The organism is Kitasatospora sp. NPDC087271 (assembly GCF_044744605.1).
GTDB lineage: Bacteria > Actinomycetota > Actinomycetes > Streptomycetales > Streptomycetaceae > Kitasatospora.
Genome location: NZ_JBIUYQ010000023.1, coordinates 99,844 through 118,979, shown reverse-complemented (window position 1 = coordinate 118,979; position 19,136 = coordinate 99,844). Strand labels below are relative to the sequence as shown.

Sequence of the window (19,136 nt, the reverse complement as noted above, 5' to 3'; positions counted from 1 at the left end):
CGGCCGTCGGTGCGGGCGGCGAGCCTACTCCGGCAGCCGGTGGGCACGGGGTGGGTGCGCCGCACACGCATGGGCAAACCTACGCCACGCGGATGACCGCCGATTCCGTAGGCTGGCCGGATGCTCGCGACTCCTCCCGACAATCCGTACGAAGAACCCCGTTCGGGGCGGCTGACCGCGTGGGGCAACGCCCTGCTGGCCGGTCTGGTGCCGCCGGACAACGCCGCGGCGGCCGTGCTGGGCGACGACGAGAGCCACCGGGTGACCGGGCTGCCCGGGGACGGGCCGGGCGAACGGCACGGCCTCACCTGGGCGCTGGGACGGCTCCGGGTGCTCGGGGTCAAGGGCCTGCGACTGGCTCTGCCGTCCGCCGGGCACCCGCTGGGGCTGACCGGTCCGGCACCGTTCAACGAAGCGGCGATGGGCGTCGGGGAGGCGGTGCTGGCGGTGGGCGTCCCGCTCGGACTGGTGCCGGAGGTGGAGGTGTTCGGCCCGGCCGGGGACCGTTCGGCGACGGTGCTGTGGCGCTGCCTTGAGACCAACGACACACCGCCGGCCGACGTCCCGTCGCTGCACGAGGCCGAACGGGAGCTGGCCGACGGGCTGCGCGAGGCGACGCTCCTGCTGACCCGACTGGACGTGGCGGGCGCCGGACCGGAGGCGCTGCGGGCGCTGGAGGCGTACCGCCGGCGCGGGCACGCCGAACTGCTGGCGCCCGGGTACCCGCCGCGTGCGGTGCGGGTGCTGGAGTCGGCCCGGCAGGTGTCGGCGCTGCTGGCGATCGCCTCGGGCGGGCACGGCGCGGCGGTCAGCGCCTCCGAGATGGCGGCGCGGCAGGCGGTGCTGGCGCCGCTGCGGCGCACCGCCCGGCGGGCGCAGGTGGCGGCGTACAACGCGCTGGTCGACGAGCGCGAGGACCGCTGAGCACGGGAGCCGCTCAGCACGAGGACCGCTGAACACGGGGCCCGCTCAGCACCGGGCCCGCCGAACACGGGGCCCGCTCAGGACGCGGACCGCTAGGACGGGCCGCCGTCCCGCGCCTCGCCGTTGCGGACGGCCCACAGGGCCGCCTGGGTGCGGTCCGCCAGGTCCAGCTTCATCAGGATGTTGGAGACGTGGGTCTTCACCGTCTTCTCCGACAGGTGCAGGCTGCGGGCGATCTCCCGGTTGGAGCGGCCGTCGGCGATGTGGCCGAGGACCTCGCGCTCGCGTTCGGTGAGGGTGCCGCCGCGGCCCTGCGGGGCGCGGGGGCCGTCGTCGGCGAGCAGCGCCTCGGCCAGTTCGGGCTGGAGCAGGACGTGGCCGGCGTGCACCGAGCGGATCGCGCCGGCCAGCGCCTCCGGGTCGACGTCCTTGTAGACGTACCCGGCGGCGCCGGCCCGCAGCGCGGGGACCATCGTGCGGTGCTCGGTGAAGCTGGTGACGATCAGGATCCGGGCCCGGCTGCCCTCGCCCTTGAGCGTGCGCAGCGCCTCGATGCCGTCGACACCGGGCATCTTGAGGTCCATCAGGACGACGTCGGGGTCGAGTTCGCGGGCGCGCTCGACGCCCTCCGCCCCGTCGGCGGCCTCCCCGACCACCTCGATGTCGTCCTGGACCTCCAGGAACGTGCGCAGCCCGCGGCGGACCACCTGGTGGTCGTCGACCAGCAGGACGCGGATCGACGGCGTGCCGTCAGGCGGGTTGTCAGGCACCGGGGACCTCCATCTCGACGAGCGTCCCCCGGCCGGGGGCGGACTCCAGGGTGAGCGTGCCGCCGACGGCGGCCGCGCGGTCGCGCATCGAGGCCAGGCCGAGGTGGCGCCCGGCCCGGCGGACGGACTCGGGGTCGAAGCCGTGCCCGTCGTCGCGCACCCGCAGCACGGCGCCGCGCGCGGGCGTGCCGGCCAGGGTGACGGTGACGCGGCCGGCTCCGGAGTGGCGCAGCGCGTTGTGCAGCGCCTCCTGGGCGACCCGCAGCAGCGCGGCCTCCTGCGCGGGCGGCAGGGCGCGGACGCCGTCGGCGGCGAAGGCGACGTCCGCGGTGTGGGCCCGGTCGAGGACCTGCACCTGGGAGGCGAGGGTGGCGCTCAGCCCGTCCTCCTCCAGGGCGGCGGGGCGCAGTTCGACGACGACGGCGCGCAGTTCGTCGGCGGCCTCGGCGGCGAGCCGGGCGACCTCGGCGAGTTCGGCGCGGGCCCGGGCCGGGTCGCGGTCGACGAGCGTGGCGGCGGCCTTGGCGGTGAGCCGCAGCGAGAAGAGCTTCTGCGCGACGGCGTCGTGCAGGTCGTGGGCGATGCGGGCGCGTTCGCCGGCCAGGGTGAGCTCGCGGCTGCGCTCGTACAGGCGGGCGTTGGAGAGGGCGAGGGCGGCGTGCGCGGCGAGTATCCGCAGCAGTTCCTCGTCGTGGTCGGTGAACAGGCCGCCGCCGCGCTTGTTGGCGAGGAAGATGACGCCGGTGACCTGCGGTTCGTCCTCGGCGGCCTCGGCGTCCAGGATGGGCATGCCGAGGAAGGCGTCCATCTCGGGGTGGGCGGCCGGCCAGCCGCCGAAGGCCGGGGCCCTGCGGACGTCGGCGAGCCGGGTGGGGCCGGTCTCGTGCAGCATCTTGGCGAGGACGCCGTGCTGGCGGGGCAGCGGGCCGATCGCCCGCCACTGCTCGTCGGTGACGCCGTCGACGACGAACTGGGCGAAGCCGCCGTGGTCGTCGGGCACGCCCAGAGCCGCGTACTCGGCGCCGAGCAGGTCGCGGGCGGAGGCGGTGATGCGGCGCAGCACCTCGCGGACCTCCAGGTGCCGGCTCATCGCGAGCAGCGCCTGGCTGACCGCCTCGATGCCGGCCAGGCAGGGGTCGCAGCCGGGCATCGGGCGGGCCGGGCCGCGCAGGTCGAGGTGCGGACCGGCCGGGCTCCGGTGGTCGCTGGGCGTGCTGGGCATACCGCCAAACTACCGCCGCCGCGGGCGCCGCCGCGTCGGTCCGCGGCCGGGGTGGGCGCAGGTCCGGGGACCTAGGTCTCGGGGCCCGCGCAATGGAGGAGGGGCGGCTCTCCGGGTGATGGGAGAGCCGCCCCTCCTCGGGCGGGGCGAAGGGGGTCAGCCCTTCTGCATGACCTCGGGCTCGTGGCGGCGCTGGAGCCGGGTGACGATGACGCCGATGACGATCGAGATCGCGATCAGCGCGCCCGCGTCGATCGCCCACTGGGCGACGCTGGCGGTCCACAGCGGGTCGTACTGGGGGTTCTGGAAGTCCTTGTTCCAGGGGCCCATGAGCTTGGACAGGTCCAGTGTGGTGGCCACGATGCCGGTGCCCCAGCGGGCCGGCATCAGCCAGGCGGCCTGCTCCAGGCCGGGCTTGCCGAAGAGCTGGAACAGGCAGCCGGTGAAGACGACCTGGATGATGGCGAACATGACCAGCAGCGGCATGGTCTTCTCGGCGGTCTTGACCAGGGCCGAGATCATCAGGCCGAACATCATCGCGGTGAAGCTGAGCAGGATCATGCCGATGGTCATCTCGATGATCGGCAGGTCCTTGACGATCAGGCCGTGCTCGGGGAGCTTGCGCGGCAGGAAGCCGACCGCGGCGACGATGGCGCCCTGGATCACGCTGAAGAAGCCCAGCACGATGATCTTGGACATCATGTACGCCGAGCGGGAGAGCCCGGTGGCCCGTTCCCGTTCGTAGATGGCCCGTTCCTTGATCAGTTCGCGGACCGAGTTGGCCGCTCCGGAGAAGCAGGCTCCGATCGCCAGGATCATGATGATCGTCGCGGCCCCGCTGTTGAGGTGGAGCTGCGTGTTCGGATTGGGCGCGAGGCCCGCCCCGTTGGGGACCAGCACGCTGACCGCGCCGATGACGGCGGGCAGCAGCACCGACAGCGCCAGGAAGCCGCGGTCCGAGGCGAGGACCGACATGTAGCGGCGCATCAGCGTCCACAGCTGGGAGCCCCAGCTCTGCGGCTTCGGCGGCCGGACGGCCTCCTGGGCGACCTGGGCGTGCTGCACCTCGCCCGACTCCACGTCGGGGGCGGAGTACTGCTGGTAGTGCACCGAGCCGCGGTAGCGGCCGGCCCAGTCGTGGTCCGGGTAGTTCTCGAAGGCCTGGAAGACGTCCGCCCAGGTCTCGTACCCGAAGAAGTGCAGCGCCTCGTCCGGCGGGCCGAAGTAGGCCACCGCGCCGCCCGGCGCCATCACCAGCAGCCGGTCGCAGAGCGCGAGTTCGGCCACCGAGTGGGTGACGACCAGGATGGTGCGGCCGTCGTCGGCGAGACCGCGCAGCATCTGCATGACCTCGCGGTCCATGCCCGGGTCGAGGCCCGAGGTGGGCTCGTCCAGGAAGATCAGCGACGGCTTGGTGAGCAGTTCCAGGGCGACCGAGACGCGCTTCTGCTGGCCGCCGGAGAGCGCGGTGATCTTGTTGTCGGCGCGCTTGTCCAGGCGCAGCTCGTACAGCACCTCGTCGATCCGGGCCGCGCGCTCGCGCGCCTCGGTGTCGCCGGGGAAGCGCAGCTGGGCCGCGTACTTGAGGCCGGTGCGGACGGTGAGTTCCTTGTGCAGGATCTCGGACTGCGGCACCAGGCCGATGCGCGAGCGCAGTTCGGCGAACTGCTTGTAGAGGTTGCGGCCGTCGTACAGGACCTCGCCGCGGTCGGCCGGGCGGTAGCCGGTGAGGGCGCGCAGCAGGGTCGACTTACCGGAGCCGGACGGGCCGATGACGGCGACCAGGGACTTCTCCGGGACGCCGAAGCTGACGTCGTCGAGCAGGATCTTCTTGGCGCCCTTGTGCTCGACCTCGACGGTCAGGTGGCGGGCGGAGAAGGAGACCGCGCCGGTGTCGACGAACTCCTGCAACTGGTCGCCGACCAGGACGAAGCTGGAGTGGCCGACGGTCAGCCGGTCCTGCGGGCCCATCAGCTGGCGCTGCACCCGCTGGCCGTTGAGGAAGATCCCGTTGTGGCTGCCGAGGTCGACGATCTCGTAGCGGCCGTCCTGGAGCTGGCGCAGCTCGGCGTGGTGGCGGGAGACCTGGAGGTCGGAGACCACGACGTCGTTGTCGAGCGCGCGGCCGATCCGGACGGTGCGCATGGCGGCGGTCAGGTTGCGGATGATCGTCGGCTGCGGGCCGTCGCCGTCCTGCGGGCCGGGCGGGAAGGCCTGCTGCTGCGGGAAGCCGCCCAGCTGGGGCTGGGGCTGGGGCTGGTACGGGTGCTGCTGCTGCGGGAACGGCGGCTGGGGCCGACCCGCCCAGGCCTGCTCGGGCTGCGGCGGGTAGGGGGCCTGCGGCGACCAGCCCTGCTGCGGGGCCGGCGGCTGGGGCGCCGGCGCGGCGCTGCGGCTGGTGGCGGCCTCGTGCCAGGCGGGAGCCTGCGGGGCGGCCGCGTGCGGGGCAGCGTGGGCGGGCGCGGAGAAGCCGAGCCGGGGTCCGTTCTCCGGGTTGCCGAGGTTGACGACGGCGCCGGGGAACAGCTGGGCCTGCGTCGTCCGGGCGCCGGCCGTGTAGGTGCCGTTGGTGCTGCCGTGGTCGTCCAGCTGCCAGCCGCTGCCGTTGAAGGTGATGGTCCCGTGGTTCCAGGAGACCCTGGCGTCGTCGAACGGGAAGTCCGACTGCGGGTTGCGCCCGATGGTGTAGGACCGCCCGGGCTCCAGAGTCCGCTGCTGTCCGTTGATATCGATGACGAGTTGCGGCACTGCGCGCCTGCCCCGCTCTCTCGGTTCCCCCGAATTGTGCCCCCGACCAGGGGTGCGATGTTTCCGAAACTGACGGGGGGAATCATTCCAGCCTGCTGACCGCCGATAAAAGCCGCCCCGGGTGACTGTGACCAGGCTGCTACCCGGCACCCGTCCGCGACGTGGGACGGGTGCTCTGGGCCCGCCGGCCGGCGGGTAGCGTGGGAGGCACCATGAACGCATCGCCCCTGGCCGCTGAGCCCCTCCCCGCCGCCCAGCCCCGGACCGCGGACGAGCGCACCCTGCTCGTCAAGGTGTTCGGCAAGGACCGCCCCGGCATCACCGCCGGCCTCTTCGCCACCCTGGCAGGCTTCGCCGTCGACGTGATCGACATCGAACAGGTCGTGACCCGTGGCCGCATCACGCTCTGCGCACTGGTCACCCCGCCCACCGCTCCCGGCGCCGAGGGCGGACTGCGGGCCACCGTGCACCGCTGGGCGGAGGAGCAGAAGCTCCAGGCCGAGATCCTCTCCGGCATCGGCGACAACCGGCCGCGCCGCGAGGGCCGTTCGCACGTCACCGTGCTCGGCAATCCGCTGACCTCCGCCGCCGTCTCCGCGCTCACCTCCCGGATCACCGCGGCGGGCGGCAACATCGACCGCGTGTTCCGGCTCGCCAAGTACCCGGTGACGGCGGTCGAGCTGGCCGTGTCCGGTGTGGCCACCGACGAGCTGCGGGCCGAGCTGGCCCAGGAGGCGGCCACCCAGCGGGTGGACGTCGCGGTGGTCGCGGCCGGGCTGGAGCGCCGGGCCAAGCGCCTGGTGGTGATGGACGTCGACTCCACGCTCATCCAGGACGAGGTGATCGAGCTGTTCGCGGCCCACGCGGGCTGCGAGGAGGAGGTCGCCGAGGTGACGGCGCAGGCGATGCGCGGCGAGCTGGACTTCGCCGAGTCGCTGCGGGCCCGGGTCTCGCTGCTGGCCGGGCTGGACGCCTCGGTGACCGAGAAGGTGCGCGCGGAGGTCCGTTTCACGCCGGGGGCGCGCACCCTGATCCGCACCCTCCAGCGGCTGGGCTTCCAGGTCGCGGTGGTGTCGGGCGGGTTCACCCAGGTCACCGACCACCTGGTCGAGGAGCTGGGGCTGGACTTCGCGGCCGCCAACACCCTGGAGGTGGTGGACGGCAAGTTCACCGGCCGGGTGGTCGGCGAGATCGTGGACCGCGCGGGCAAGGCCCGCTGGCTGGCCAGGTTCGCCGAGCAGGCGAAGGTGCCGCTGTCGCAGACGGTGGCGATCGGCGACGGCGCCAACGACCTGGACATGCTGAACGCGGCCGGGCTGGGCGTGGCGTTCAACGCCAAGCCGGTGGTGCGCGAGGCCGCCGACACCGCCGTCAACGTGCCGTTCCTGGACACCGTGCTGTACCTGCTGGGCATCACCCGGGAGGAGGTCGAGGCGGCCGACGCGGTGGACGGCAGCCTGACCGAGTAGAGCCCGAAGACGCACACGAGGGGCGCGCGGACCTGGTCCGCGCGCCCCTCGTCGTCATCGAAGCCCGGAGCCCCGGAGCCCGTACGGAACTCGGAGCTCCGTACCGGGTCAGTCCTGCGGCGTGTAGTACGAGACCAGCGCGGCGGCGCCCGGCTCGACGCCCTTCCACGAGCCGCTGAAGCTGAGCACCGCGATCGCCGCCGTCGGGAAGCCGCCGAGCCGCAGCCGCTCCAGCGCGTCCCGGTCGCCCGCGTCCCCGGCCAGCACCTGGGTCAGGCCCAGCACGCCGGGGTTGTGCCCGACCAGCACCACGTCCGCGTACTCCTCCGGGGTCTCCTGGAGGACGGCGATGATCTCGCCGGGGCTGGCCTCGTAGATGCGGTCCTCGTACACGGTCCTGCGGGCCCGCTTCGGCAGCTCGTGCGCCGCCAGCTTCCACGTCTCGCGGGTGCGCAGCGCGGTGGAGCAGAGCACGTACTCGGGGTTGATGCCGGAGTCGACCAGCCAGCGGCCGGCGTCCGGGGCCTGGTGACGGCCCCGGTCGGCCAGCGGCCGCTCGTGGTCGTCCACGCCGTTGGGCCAGTCGGCCTTGGCATGGCGGAGAACGATGATCCTGCGGGACGTGTCGGCGCTCATACCCAGCAAGCTTGGCAGAAAAGCCGCTCCGGGGCGCGGTGCTCCCGGATGCCGCCACTCGCAGGGGTGGCGGGTGTCATCATCCGCCGTTCGTCCGGCCTTCCGATAAACGGGGGTGGCCGGTGAACGGCGATGCTACGCGGGGGGGGGATGGACCGGATCAGCCTATGGCGGCGGCGACGGAGGCGATGATCGCCACCAGCACCACGATGCCGGCGATCGCCAGGGCGATCTGGCCGAGCTGCTTGCGGCCGTCGGTCGGGTTGGGATCGAGAACGGGCATGTCCGGGATTCTTCCACCCCGAACACGCCCGTCGGTCACCGACCCCTCGGGGTTGGCCGTCCCTTGGTCAGGCCTTGACCTGCGCCACGGGGTGGACCGCCTCGTCCTCGATGTGCCGGGCCATCGCGGCCCGCAGGCCGAACAGCATCTGCGGCACCAGCAGCAGCGCCAGGAAGCCCAGCGGGCCGTACCACTCGCCGGTCATCTGGTAGATCCGGCCGATCAGGATCGGGCCGGGGATGGAGATCAGGTAGCCGACGCCCTGGGCGAAGGCGGAGAGCTGGGCGACCCCGCCGGCGGTGCGGGCGCGCAGCCCGATCATCGTCAGCACCAGCGGGAAGGCGCAGTTGGACAGGCCCACCAGGACCGCCCAGAGCCACGACGCGCCGGCCGGGGCCAGCGCCAGCCCGGCGTACCCGGCGATGCCGCAGGCGGCCAGCACGACGACGAACAGCCGCTGGTCGCCGCGGCGGGCGGCCAGGTTGGGCAGCACGAAGGAGACCGGCACGCCGATCACCATGGTCACCGCGAGCAGCACCCCGGAGGTGCCCTTGTCGACGCCGGCGTCCTGGAAGATCTTCGGCAGCCAGCCCATCACCACGTAGGCGCCGGTGGCCTGGAGGCCGAAGAAGCAGGCCATCGCCCAGGCCGTCCGGCTGCGGGTGATCGGCAGCCTGACGGCGGCGGCCGCCCCGCCCGCGCGCTCGCCGCGCTCGCGCTTGGTCAGCAGCACCGGGAGCCAGAGCAGCAGGGCCAGCGCGGCGAGACCGGCCCAGACACCCAGGCCGTAGCGCCAGTCGCCGCCGAGCGCGCTGGTCATCGGCACGGTGACGGCGGCGGCCAGCGCGGTGCCGGCCGACAGCGCCATCGAGTACAGGCCGATCATCGGACCGACCTTGTCCGGGAAGTAGCGCTTGATCACCACCGGGATCAGCACGTTGGAGACCGCCACACCGGCCAGCGCGAGCGCCGTCAGCAGCAGGAACACCGCGGTGCCGCCGGCGAAGGAGCGGGAGAGCACGCCCAGGGTGATCGCGCCCATGCCGGCGGTGATCACGGCGATCGGGCCGATCCGCCGGGCCATCGAGGGCGCGGCGAAGCCGAACAGGCCGAAGCAGAGCGACGGGACGGCGGTGAGCAGCCCGGCGAGCGTCGGGTTCATCCCGAGGTCGGCGCGGACCTGGTCGAGCAGCGGCCCGAGGCTGGTGACCACGGGGCGCAGGTTGAAGGCGGCGGCGGCGATCGCGACGGCGAACAGCCAGCCCAGGTACTTGCCGGAGGAGGGCGTGGAGGGCCGCTCGGTCTGCGGCCGGGCCTCGGTTCGTGGGGAGGCGGTGGTGTCTGCTGCGGGAGGCATGGGCACCATCATAGAATGATGGGATGAATCGGCGCACCTTCGAATTGGCATGATGTGCCGACCCGCTCCCCCACCGGACGCCGGCCCTCCCACCCGCCGGCCCCGTCCATCGAACCGTAGCCGCAAGGAGTACCCGTGGCGCTGTCCTCGCCGAGGCGCACCCCGCTGTCCGACCAGGTGATCGCGCAGCTGCGCGCCCAGATCACCTCCGGGGAGTGGCCCGTCGGCTCACGCATCCCCACCGAGGCCGCACTCGTCGAACAGCTCGGCGTCGCCCGCAACACCGTCCGCGAGGCCGTCCGTGCCCTCGCCCACAACGGGCTGCTCGACATCCGCCAGGGCTCCGGCACCTACGTGCTCGCCACCAGCGAGCTGGCCGGGGTCATGCACCGCCGCTTCGCCGACGCCGACCAGGCGCAGGTCGCCGAGCTGCGGGCCGCCCTGGAGACCTCCGCGGCCGGCCTCGCCGCGGCCCGCCGCACCGACCGCGACCTCGGCCTGCTGGACGCCGCGCTGGGCCGCCGCGAGAGCGCCTGGCACTCCGGCGACGCCGAGGACTTCATCCAGGCCGATGCCGCGTTCCACCAGGCCGTCGTCGCCGCCGCCCACAACGACGTGCTGGCCGCCGTCTACGCCGACCTCGGCGAGGTCACCCGCGCCCACCTGCGGCACGACGTCGGCCCCGAGCTGATCCCCGAGCGCTACATCGGCCACGCCACCATCCTCGACGCCATCCGGGCCGGCGACGCCCAGCGCGCCTCCGTCGAGGCCGGCCGCGCCATCGGCGCGTGCACCCCCGCCGACGCCTGAGGCGCCCTAGAACGTCCTGGAACGCCGCTGCCCGGCACCCTCTCGTGGGGGTGCCGGGCAGCGGCGTGCGGCGAAGCGGTCAGGCGCCGATGGCGTGCAGCCCACCGTCGACGTGGATGATCTCGCCGGTGGTCTTCGGGAACCAGTCCGAGAGCAGCGCGACGATGCCGCGGCCGGCCGGCTCCGGGTCGGTCAGGTCCCACTTCAGCGGGGAGCGGTGGTTCCAGGTGTCCGCGAGGTCGCCGAAGCCCGGGATGGACTTGGCGGCCATCGAGCCGAGCGGGCCGGCCGAGATCAGGTTGCAGCGGATGTCCCGCTCGCCCAGGTAGCGCGCCAGGTAGCGGTTGGTCGACTCCAGGGCGGCCTTGGCCGGGCCCATCCAGTCGTACTGCGGCCAGGCGAACTGCGCGTCGAAGGTGAGGCCGACGACCGAGCCGCCGTCCTGCATCAGCGGCAGCAGCGCCATGGTCAGCGACTTCAGCGAGAAGGCCGAGACGTTCATCGCGGTGGCCACGGACTCCCACGGGGTGTCCAGGAAGTTGCCGCCCAGGGCGTCCTGCGGGGCGAAGCCGATCGAGTGGACGATGCCGTCCAGGGTCGGCAGGTGCTCGCGGACCGTGTCGGCGATGCCCGCCAGCTCCTCCTCGCTGGAGACGTCCAGCGGCAGCACGGTGACCGGCTTCGGCAGCTTCTTGGCGATCCGCTCGGTCAGGCTCGGGCGCGGGAACGCGGTGAGGATGATCTCCGCACCCTGCTCCTGGGCGAGCTTGGCGGCGTGGAAGGCGATGGAGGACTCCATCAGCACACCCGTGATCAGGATGCGCTTGCCCTCAAGGATTCCAGTCATGCTCAGTGACCCATGCCCAATCCGCCGTCGACGGGAATGACGGCTCCGGTGATGTACGCGGCCTCGTCCGAACCGAGGAACCGCACGGTGGACGCGACCTCGGCGGGCGACGCGTAGCGGCCCAGCGGCACGCCCGAGACGATCTCCGCGCGGCGCTCGTCGCTGAGCACAGCGGTCATGTCGGTGTCGACGAAGCCGGGGGCGACCACGTTGACGGTGATGTTGCGCGGGCCCAGCTCACGCGCCAGCGACCGGGCGAAGCCGACCAGGCCCGCCTTGGACGCGGCGTAGTTCGACTGGCCCGGCGAACCGGACAGGCCCACCACGGAAGAGATCAGCACGACGCGGCCCTTGCGGGCCCGCATCATCAGCTTCGAGGCGCGCTTGACCACCCGGAAGGCGCCGGTCAGGTTGGTGTCCAGGACGGAGGTGAAGTCCTCCTCGGACATGCGCAGCAGCAGGGTGTCGTTGGTGATGCCCGCGTTGGCGACCAGCACCTGGACCGCGCCGTGCTTCTCCTCGATCTCGGTGAAGGCGGCGTCGACCTGCGCGGCGTCCGTGATGTCGCAGCGCACCGCGAGGACGTCGTACTTCTCCAGGGCCTCGGGCACCTCGCCCGAGCGGCTGGTGATGGCGACCTTGTCACCCGCCTCGGCGAAGGCCTGGGCGATCGCGAGGCCGATGCCCCGGTTTCCTCCGGTGACGAGAACCGAGCGGCTCAACGATCCACCTCTCTCCGTGTGTGCGGACGTACGTCGGAACGCGTACGCAGTGTGACGCTATCGGGCGGTCGGCGGTGTCGGCGCATCGGGCTCCCACAGCGCCGCACCGGAGGAACTGTCGCAATCCGACAATCCGTACCCGCAGCGCCCCGCACCTGCTCAGCCGCCCTGACCGAACCACCGCCGGAGCCGAGCCGGAGCCGCCGTACGGGAACAACACGGCCCCGCGCACCCGTTGCCCCCGTGGTGCGGGCCGACCCGGGACCGGCCGTACCGATCCCCGAAGGGTCCCGCGAGGAACGAAGGCAGGGCGCATGACCAAGGCACGGCCCAGGAGCACCCACCGAAACGGACGGCTGCTGGCCCTGACCGCCCTCGCGGCCGGCCTGGGAGCGGCCGCCTGGTCGCTGCGCGACCTGCCGGCGGCGTTCGGCCGACGGCCGGACGGCGAGCACGAGGAGCGGGTGCGCGACTCGCCGCAGTACCGCGACGGCGTCTTCCACAACGCCCCCTCCACCCTGGCCCGGGCCACCACCGCCCCGGACATCGACCGCGGCACCATCCGCCGGATGCTGTTCGACCGCGAGGGCCGCGTCCCCGCCCACCCCGTGCCGACCGTCCGCCCCGCCGGCGGCCCCGGCCCGGCCGCCGAGGGCGTGGCGATCACCTGGTACGGGCACGCCTCCGCGCTGGTGGAGATCGAGGGCTCCCGGGTGCTGCTCGACCCGATCTGGAGCGAGCGCTGCTCCCCCGCCGCGCACGTCGGCCCCAAGCGGTTGCACCCGGTGCCGGTGGAACTGGAGGAGCTGCCGCAGGTCGACGCCGTGCTGATCTCGCACGACCACTACGACCACCTGGACATGGCGACGGTCAAGCGCCTGGTGCGCAGCCAGTCCGCGCCGTTCGCGGTGCCGCTGGGCATCGGCGGCCACCTGCGCCGCTGGGGCGTCCCGGAGCACCGCATCATCGAACTGGACTGGGACGAGACCTGCACCCTCGGCGACCTGGTGCTCACCCTCACCTCGGCGCACCACTTCTCCGGCCGCGGCCTGACCCGCAACACCACCCTGTGGGGCTCCTGGGTGATCGCCGGCCCCGACCGCAAGGTCTTCTACACCGGTGACTCCGGCTACTTCGAGGGCTACGCCCGGATCGGCGACCGGCACGGCCCCTTCGACGCCGCGCTGGTGCAGATCGGCGCCTACGACGCCGCCTGGGCCGACATCCACATGACCCCCGAGGACGCCGTGCGCGCCCACCGCGACCTCCAGGCGGGCCTGCTGGTGCCGGTGCACTGGTGCACCTTCAACCTGGGCCTGCACCCGTGGGCCGAGCCGATCGAGCGGCTGCTGGTCGAGGCCAAGGCGCAGGCCGTCCCGCTGGCCGTGCCGCGCCCCGGCGAGCGGGTCGACGTGGACAACCCGCCGGAGCTGGACGGCTGGTGGGAGATCGTCGGCTGACCGACCGGCCACCACGGCGGCGCACCGGCCGAAATGCGCTGGCCGAAACCCCCTGGACCGGCCATGATGCGGTGCGGGCGCCCCTGTGCGGCGCCGCACCGCCACCCTCCGCGACCAGGGAGCACGATTGCCTCCGATCCCTCCGGCCGACAGCGTCGGCGCCCCGCACGGGCGCGCCGTCGACCCGCTGTTCCTCGCCTTCCCGCTGCGCACCCTCGCCGACGCCGCCCTCACCCGGGCGCGCGAACTCGGCGCCACCCACGCCGACTTCCGTCTGGAGCGGGTCCGCAGCGCCTCCTGGCGGCTGCGCGACGCCCGCCCGGCCGGCACCTCCGACAGCGTGCAACTCGGCTTCGCCGTCCGGGTGCTGCTGGACGGCGCCTGGGGCTTCGCCGCCGGGGTGGACCTCACCACCGACGCGGCGGCGCGGGTCGCCGAGCAGGCCGTCGCGGTGGCCCGCCTGTCCGGCGGGATCAGCCGGGCCGCCGGCTCCGCCGAGCGGGTCGAGCTGGCCGACGAGCCGGTGTACCGGGACGTCACCTGGGTCTCCTCGTACGAGGTGAACCCCTTCGAGGTGCCGGACGCGGAGAAGACCGCGCTGCTCTCCGAGTGGAGTTCGCGGCTGCTGGCCGCCGAGGGCGTCTCGCACGTCCAGGCGAGCCTGCTGACCGTCCAGGAGAACAAGTTCTACGCGGACACCGCGGGCACCGTCACCACCCAGCAGCGGATCCGGCTGCACCCCACGCTGGAGGCCACCTCGGTGGACGAGCGCACCGGGGCCTTCGACTCGATGCGCACGCTGGCCCCGCCGGTCGGGCGCGGCTTCGAGTACCTCACGGGGGTCCGGGGGCCGTCCCCCGACGGCCGGGGCCTGCCCGCAACGGGCTGGGACTGGGACGCCGAACTCGCCGAACTGCCCACCCTGCTGGCCGAGAAGATGAAGGCGCCGAGCGTCCGGGCCGGCCGCTACGACCTGGTCATCGACCCGTCCAACCTCTGGCTGACCATCCACGAGTCGATCGGCCACGCCACCGAGCTGGACCGCGCCCTCGGCTACGAGGCCGCCTACGCCGGCACCTCCTTCGCCACCTTCGACCAGCTCGGCTCGCTCAGGTACGGCTCCGAGCTGATGCACGTCACCGGCGACCGCACCGCCGAGCACGGCCTGTCCACGATCGGCTACGACGACGAGGGCGTCGCCACCCAGTCCTGGGACCTGGTCAAGGACGGCACCCTGGTCGGGTACCAACTCGACCGCGGCATGGCCGAGCTGAAGGGCTTCGAGCGCTCCAACGGCTGTGCCTTCGCGGACTCCCCGGCGCACGTGCCGGTGCAGCGGATGGCCAACGTCTCGCTCCAGCCCGCCGCCGACGGCCCGGACACCGAGGGCCTGTTCGCCGGGGTGGAGAACGGCCTGTACATCGTCGGCGACCGCTCCTGGTCGATCGACATGCAGCGCTACAACTTCCAGTTCACCGGCCAGCGCGCCTACGCCATCAGGAACGGCGAACTCGCCGGCCAGGTCAAGGACTTCGCCTACCAGGCGACCACCACCGACTTCTGGGGCTCGATGACGGCGGTCGGCGGCCCGCAGACCTACGTCCTCGGCGGCGCCTTCAACTGCGGCAAGGCGCAGCCCGGCCAGATCGCGGCGGTCAGCCACGGCTGCCCGTCGGCGCTGTTCCGCAACGTCAACGTGCTCAACACCCAGCAGGAGGCGGGTCACTGATGACCGCGATGCAGCCCCACGAACTGGTCGAGCTGGCACTCGGCCTCGCCCGCGCCGACGGCTGCGTGGTGATCGCCGACGAGGAGTCCACCGCCAACCTGCGCTGGGCCGGCAACTCGCTGACCACCAACGGCGTCACCCGCGGCCGCCGCCTCACCGTGATCGCCACCGTGGCCGGGGCCGAGGGCACCGCCTCCGGCGTGGTCTCCCGCGAGGCCGTCACCCCGGACGAGGTGGAGGGCCTGGTCCGCGCCGCCGAGGAGGCCGCCCGCGCGGCCGGCCCGGCCGAGGACGCCCAGCCGCTGGTGGCCGACCGGCCGTCCTCCCCGGACTTCACCCGGCCACCCGCCGAGACCTCGATCGCGGTGTTCGACTCCTTCGGCCCGGCCCTCGGCGAGGCCTTCGCCCGGGCCGCCGCGCAGGGCGAACTGCTGTACGGCTTCGCCCGGCACGAGGTGGTCAGCAGCTACCTGGGCACCTCCACCGGCCTGCGGCTGCGCCACGACCAGCCGACCGGCATGGTCGAGATCAACGCCAAGACCACCGACCTGTCCGGCTCCGCCTGGGCCGGCGCCGCCACCCGGGACTTCTCCGACGTGGACGTCACCGCCCTGCACACCGAGCTGACCAAGCGCCTCGGCTGGGGCGCCCGCAAGGTGGACCTGCCCGCCGGCCGGTACGAGACGCTGCTGCCGCCCTCGGCCGTCGCCGACCTGATGCTCTGCCTCGCCTGGTCCGCCGTCGGCCGCGACGCCCACGAGGGCCGCACCGTCTTCTCCAAGCCCGGCGGCGGCACCCGGATCGGCGACAAGCTCGCCGGGCTGCCGCTCACGCTGCGCACGGACCCGGCCGAACCCGGCCTGGAGTCGGCGCCGTTCGTCCTCGCGCACTCGACCGGCGGGGACATCTCGGTCTTCGACAACGGCCTGCCGATCGACGCCACCGAGTGGATCCGCGAGGGCGTGTTGACCGACCTGGTCACCAGCCGCCACTCCGCCGGCCTCACCGGCCTGCCGCTGCGCCCGTTCGGCGACAACCTGGTGCTGGAGACGGCCGACCAGGACAGCGCGCCGACCTTGGACGAGATGATCGCCCGCACCGAGCGCGGCCTGCTGCTCACCTGCCTCTGGTACATCCGCGAGGTGGACCCGGCGACGATGCTGCTCACCGGCCTGACCCGGGACGGCGTCTACCTGGTCGAGAACGGCGAAGTCGTCGGCGCGGTCAACAACTTCCGGTTCAACGAGTCCCCGGTGGACCTGCTGGACCGGATCACCGAGGCGGGCCGCACCGAGCGCTGCCTGCCCCGCGAGTGGAGCGACTACTTCACCCGCACCGCGATGCCACCCGTGCGTGTCGCGGACTTCAACATGAGTTCGGTCAGCCAGGCCTCATAGCCACTGACCAACGGGGGGATACGAGAGACATGATGGACGAGAAGCGGCTGGTCAAGACGAGCAAGATGCTGTCGCGCATCCTGCGGCACGAGCCGGAGCGGGTGGGCGTCACGCTGGACGAGTCCGGCTGGATCCGGATCGACGTGCTCCTCACCGCCCTCGCGGCCAAGGGCAACCGGCTGACCAGGGCCGATCTGGACCACGTGGTGGCGACCAACAACAAGCGCCGCTTCGGCTACTCCGCGGACGGTCTCTCGATCCGCGCCAACCAGGGCCACACGGTGGCGGTCGACCTCGGTCTGGCCGCCACCGTGCCTCCCCCGGTGCTCTACCACGGCACCGCCGACCGCCACCTGGCGTCGATCTTCCGGGAGGGCCTGCGCCCGATGGCCAGGCAGGACGTCCACCTGTCCGCGGACACCGAGACCGCGGTGCGGGTCGGCGCCCGGCACGGCCGCCCGGTGGTGCTCACCGTGAACGCGGCCGCGATGGCGGCGGCCGGCCACGAGTTCCGGATCAGCGACAACGGAGTCTGGCTCACCGACGCCGTCCCGCCGCAGTTCCTCTCCCGGCGGTCGTGAGGCCCCTCGCCCCGCCGTTCCGACTACCCGTTCCGATTACCCGCCCCGATCGGCCGTCCCGATCGGCCGGACAGTCCCCTCGCACACCCGACCGGGTGGGTCCGCCCCACCCGGTCTCGTCGTCCCCGCTGCCCAGGCGTACCGTGAGGAGGCCGCGCGGCGAGTCGCGCGGGAGCGTGGACGAGGGCGGTAGGACATGGGCAAGAGCGCTGACGGTGGGCAGGTCCACCGGATCACGGGAGCGCGGAGCAGCCTCACCGAGGACGTCCGCGGGCGGCAGCGCCGCTACGTGGTCTCGATGCTGCTCCGGACGGTCTGCGTGCTGCTCGCCGTGGTGCTGTGGGACGTCCAGCGGTGGCTGGCGTTCGCGGCGCTGGCCGGCGCCGTACTGCTGCCGTACTTCGCCGTCCTGATCGCCAACGCGGGCCGGGAGCGGGCGCCGGGGCTGCCGAGCACCTTCGACATCCCGCTGGACACCCCGCTGATGCTCGGTCCCGGTGGGACGGGTGGGAGGGGTGGGGCGGACGGGGCCCCCGGTACAGGCGGGGCAAAGACCGCTGCCACCGATCCTTCACAGGGCCCGAACTGACCGTCCGTTTCGAGACGTTTCGAGAAAATCCGGCTCGAAGAAAGCTCAGAAGAAGCTCAGATTAATCATGCAAGACCTCCCCAACCGAGGCCCCTGGCGTGACATACTGCGTACGCGCTCCGCATCCCCCGTCGGAGCGACGGACCGACGCCGGGCGGCTCCCCCCGTGGCTGCCCGGCGTCGCCATGCCCGGATCCGGGCGGGCTCCCTCCGGGCCGCGCGGAGCGCGTGAAACACTGGCGGTGCAGACCACCCGCCTAGCGCTGAGGACGACCCGATGGACACCCCGCAGACGCCGATCTGCTCCGCCAAGGGCTGCCGGGCGGACGCCCGTTGGGTGCTGGTGTGGAACAACCCCAAGCTGCACACCCCGGACCGCCGCAAGACCTGGCTCGCCTGCGACGAGCACCGCGAGCACCTGTCCCAGTTCCTCGGCGTGCGCGGCTTCCTCAAGGAGGTCGTCGCCTTCGCCGACTGGACCCCGGAGACGTCCTAGCCGTCCGGGTCGTCCGAGTCGGCCGAGTCGCCCTGACCTCGCGGGACCCGCTAGCCGCCGATCGCCGACATCGGCCGCTCGGGCTGGTGGAACTCCGGGTCGTCGATCCCGGCCCCGGCCTTCTTGCCCCACATCGCCGCCCGCCACAGCGCGCCCAGCTCGGCGTCGTCCGCGCCCGAGCGCAGGGCGGTGCGCAGGTCGGTCTCCCCGGTCGCGAACAGGCAGTTGCGCACCTGCCCGTCGGCGGTCAGCCGGGTCCGGTCGCAGGCCCGGCAGAACGGGCGGGTGACGGAGGCGATCACGCCGACCCGGGCCGGGCCGCCGTCCACCAGCCAGCGTTCGGCGGGCGCCGCGCCCCGGCGGGCGGACGGCTCCGGGGTGAGCGTGAACCGCGCACCGAGCAGGTCGAGGATCTCCTCGGCGGTGACCATCGCGGAGCGGTCCCAGCCGTGCTGGGCGTCCAGCGGCATCTGCTCGATGAAGCGCAGCTCGTACCCGTGCTCCAGGCACCAGGCCAGCAGGTCGGGAGCCTCGTGGCCGTTGACCCCGCGCATCAGCACCGCGTTCAGCTTGACCGGCGTCAGTCCGGCGGCCTCGGCGGCGGCCAGCCCGGCCAGCACGTCCTGGTGGCGGTGGCGGCGGGTGAGGGTGTGGAACACCTCGGGGTCGAGGGTGTCCAGCGAGACGTTGACCCGGTCGAGCCCGGCCTCGCGCAGCGCCGTCGCGGTACGGGCCAGCCCGATGCCGTTGGTGGTGAGGGACAGCTCGGGGCGCGGCTCCAGCTCCGAGCAGGCGGCGACGATGGCGACCAGGCCGGGGCGCAGCAGCGGCTCGCCGCCGGTGAAGCGGACCTCCCGGACGCCCAGGTCGCGCACCGCGAGGGTGACCAGCCGGACGATCTCCTCGTCGGTCAGCAGCTCGGGCTTGGCCAGCCAGCGCAGGCCCTCTTCCGGCATGCAGTAGGTGCAACGGAGGTTGCACCGGTCGGTCAGAGATACCCGCAGGTCGACGGCCTGGCGTCCGAAGGTGTCGAGCAGCACGTGCGTCCCTTCCCGAGAATGCGGCCGGCCCGGCCACCGTCAAGGCGGGCCGGGCC

At 73.1% G+C, this 19,136-nt stretch carries 18 protein-coding genes; 9 read left to right on the top strand and 9 right to left on the bottom strand.

Annotated elements, in window-relative coordinates:
- The first annotated feature begins 120 nt into the window (after nt 1–120).
- A complete protein-coding gene (locus tag ACIO9K_RS30575) occupies nt 121–924 on the top strand; it encodes a hypothetical protein (RefSeq protein ID WP_363618515.1) in 804 nt (267 codons plus the stop codon).
- Nucleotides 925–1,016: 92 nt separating this feature from the next.
- Here the strand turns inward: ACIO9K_RS30575 and ACIO9K_RS30570 are convergent, their stop codons facing one another.
- From ACIO9K_RS30570 to ACIO9K_RS30560, 3 genes are all read right to left on the bottom strand, one after another.
- Nucleotides 1,017–1,694: a response regulator gene (locus ACIO9K_RS30570; protein ID WP_400334765.1), complete on the bottom strand. Its 678-nt coding sequence runs from the start codon at nt 1,692–1,694 to the stop codon at nt 1,017–1,019.
- Nucleotides 1,687–2,844 (bottom strand): GAF domain-containing sensor histidine kinase, encoded by a 1,158-nt coding sequence (locus tag ACIO9K_RS30565; RefSeq protein ID WP_363589454.1) that lies wholly within the window; start codon nt 2,842–2,844, stop codon nt 1,687–1,689. The genes ACIO9K_RS30570 and ACIO9K_RS30565 overlap by 8 nt, the downstream gene beginning before the upstream one ends.
- Nucleotides 2,845–3,072: 228 nt before the next feature.
- Nucleotides 3,073–5,664 (bottom strand): FHA domain-containing protein, encoded by a 2,592-nt coding sequence (locus tag ACIO9K_RS30560; protein ID WP_363618517.1) that lies wholly within the window; start codon nt 5,662–5,664, stop codon nt 3,073–3,075.
- 212 nt (nt 5,665–5,876) lie between these two features.
- Here ACIO9K_RS30560 and serB point away from each other — a divergent pair, with 212 nt between their 5' ends.
- The gene (serB, locus tag ACIO9K_RS30555; RefSeq protein ID WP_363589438.1) at nt 5,877–7,133 is read left to right on the top strand and encodes a phosphoserine phosphatase SerB; all 1,257 of its coding nucleotides are present in this window, start codon (nt 5,877–5,879) and stop codon (nt 7,131–7,133) included.
- 108 nt (nt 7,134–7,241) lie between these two features.
- Here serB and ACIO9K_RS30550 read toward each other — a convergent pair whose 3' ends face one another.
- The 3 genes from ACIO9K_RS30550 to ACIO9K_RS30540 all read right to left on the bottom strand — a co-directional run bounded on the left by ACIO9K_RS30550 (nt 7,242) and on the right by ACIO9K_RS30540 (nt 9,409).
- The gene (locus ACIO9K_RS30550) at nt 7,242–7,769 is read right to left on the bottom strand and encodes a histidine phosphatase family protein (RefSeq protein ID WP_363618519.1); all 528 of its coding nucleotides are present in this window, start codon (nt 7,767–7,769) and stop codon (nt 7,242–7,244) included.
- 160 nt (nt 7,770–7,929) lie between these two features.
- The gene (locus ACIO9K_RS30545; RefSeq protein WP_279634939.1) at nt 7,930–8,052 is read right to left on the bottom strand and encodes an SGM_5486 family transporter-associated protein; all 123 of its coding nucleotides are present in this window, start codon (nt 8,050–8,052) and stop codon (nt 7,930–7,932) included.
- 67 nt (nt 8,053–8,119) lie between these two features.
- Entirely contained in the window at nt 8,120–9,409 is a 1,290-nt protein-coding gene (locus ACIO9K_RS30540) for an MFS transporter (RefSeq protein WP_363618521.1), read from the bottom strand.
- A gap of 135 nt (nt 9,410–9,544) precedes the next feature.
- Here ACIO9K_RS30540 and ACIO9K_RS30535 point away from each other — a divergent pair, with 135 nt between their 5' ends.
- Entirely contained in the window at nt 9,545–10,219 is a 675-nt protein-coding gene (locus ACIO9K_RS30535; protein WP_363618523.1) for a FadR/GntR family transcriptional regulator, read from the top strand.
- Nucleotides 10,220–10,298: 79 nt separating this feature from the next.
- Here the strand turns inward: ACIO9K_RS30535 and fabI are convergent, their stop codons facing one another.
- Nucleotides 10,299–11,066 carry an enoyl-ACP reductase FabI gene (gene fabI / locus ACIO9K_RS30530; protein ID WP_063349628.1) on the bottom strand — a complete coding sequence of 256 codons (768 nt, stop codon included), beginning with the start codon at nt 11,064–11,066 and terminating at the stop codon, nt 10,299–10,301.
- Between the two features lie 2 nt (nt 11,067–11,068).
- On the bottom strand, nt 11,069–11,788 hold the full coding sequence (fabG, locus tag ACIO9K_RS30525; protein ID WP_350887665.1) for a 3-oxoacyl-[acyl-carrier-protein] reductase: 720 nt from the start codon (nt 11,786–11,788) through the stop codon (nt 11,069–11,071).
- 314 nt (nt 11,789–12,102) lie between these two features.
- On the opposite strand from fabG, the gene ACIO9K_RS30520 reads away from it, so the two are divergent.
- The 6 genes from ACIO9K_RS30520 (at nt 12,103) to ACIO9K_RS30495 (ending at nt 18,040) form a co-directional block, all read left to right on the top strand.
- On the top strand, nt 12,103–13,248 hold the full coding sequence (locus ACIO9K_RS30520) for an MBL fold metallo-hydrolase (protein WP_363580659.1): 1,146 nt from the start codon (nt 12,103–12,105) through the stop codon (nt 13,246–13,248).
- Between the two features lie 127 nt (nt 13,249–13,375).
- Nucleotides 13,376–14,977, top strand: coding sequence for a TldD/PmbA family protein (locus ACIO9K_RS30515; protein ID WP_400334760.1), 1,602 nt, complete (start codon nt 13,376–13,378; stop codon nt 14,975–14,977).
- Nucleotides 14,977–16,374, top strand: coding sequence for a metallopeptidase TldD-related protein (locus tag ACIO9K_RS30510; protein ID WP_363618527.1), 1,398 nt, complete (start codon nt 14,977–14,979; stop codon nt 16,372–16,374). The genes ACIO9K_RS30515 and ACIO9K_RS30510 overlap by 1 nt, the downstream gene beginning before the upstream one ends.
- Before the next feature lie 32 nt (nt 16,375–16,406).
- Nucleotides 16,407–16,955 (top strand): RNA 2'-phosphotransferase, encoded by a 549-nt coding sequence (locus ACIO9K_RS30505; RefSeq protein ID WP_063351459.1) that lies wholly within the window; start codon nt 16,407–16,409, stop codon nt 16,953–16,955.
- Between the two features lie 196 nt (nt 16,956–17,151).
- Nucleotides 17,152–17,544 carry a DUF3099 domain-containing protein gene (locus tag ACIO9K_RS30500; RefSeq protein WP_363618529.1) on the top strand — a complete coding sequence of 131 codons (393 nt, stop codon included), beginning with the start codon at nt 17,152–17,154 and terminating at the stop codon, nt 17,542–17,544.
- Between the two features lie 277 nt (nt 17,545–17,821).
- Nucleotides 17,822–18,040, top strand: coding sequence for a hypothetical protein (locus ACIO9K_RS30495; protein WP_363580651.1), 219 nt, complete (start codon nt 17,822–17,824; stop codon nt 18,038–18,040).
- A gap of 50 nt (nt 18,041–18,090) precedes the next feature.
- Here the strand turns inward: ACIO9K_RS30495 and moaA are convergent, their stop codons facing one another.
- Nucleotides 18,091–19,080 carry a GTP 3',8-cyclase MoaA gene (gene moaA, locus ACIO9K_RS30490; protein ID WP_363580649.1) on the bottom strand — a complete coding sequence of 330 codons (990 nt, stop codon included), beginning with the start codon at nt 19,078–19,080 and terminating at the stop codon, nt 18,091–18,093.
- Nucleotides 19,081–19,136: the final 56 nt, after the last annotated feature.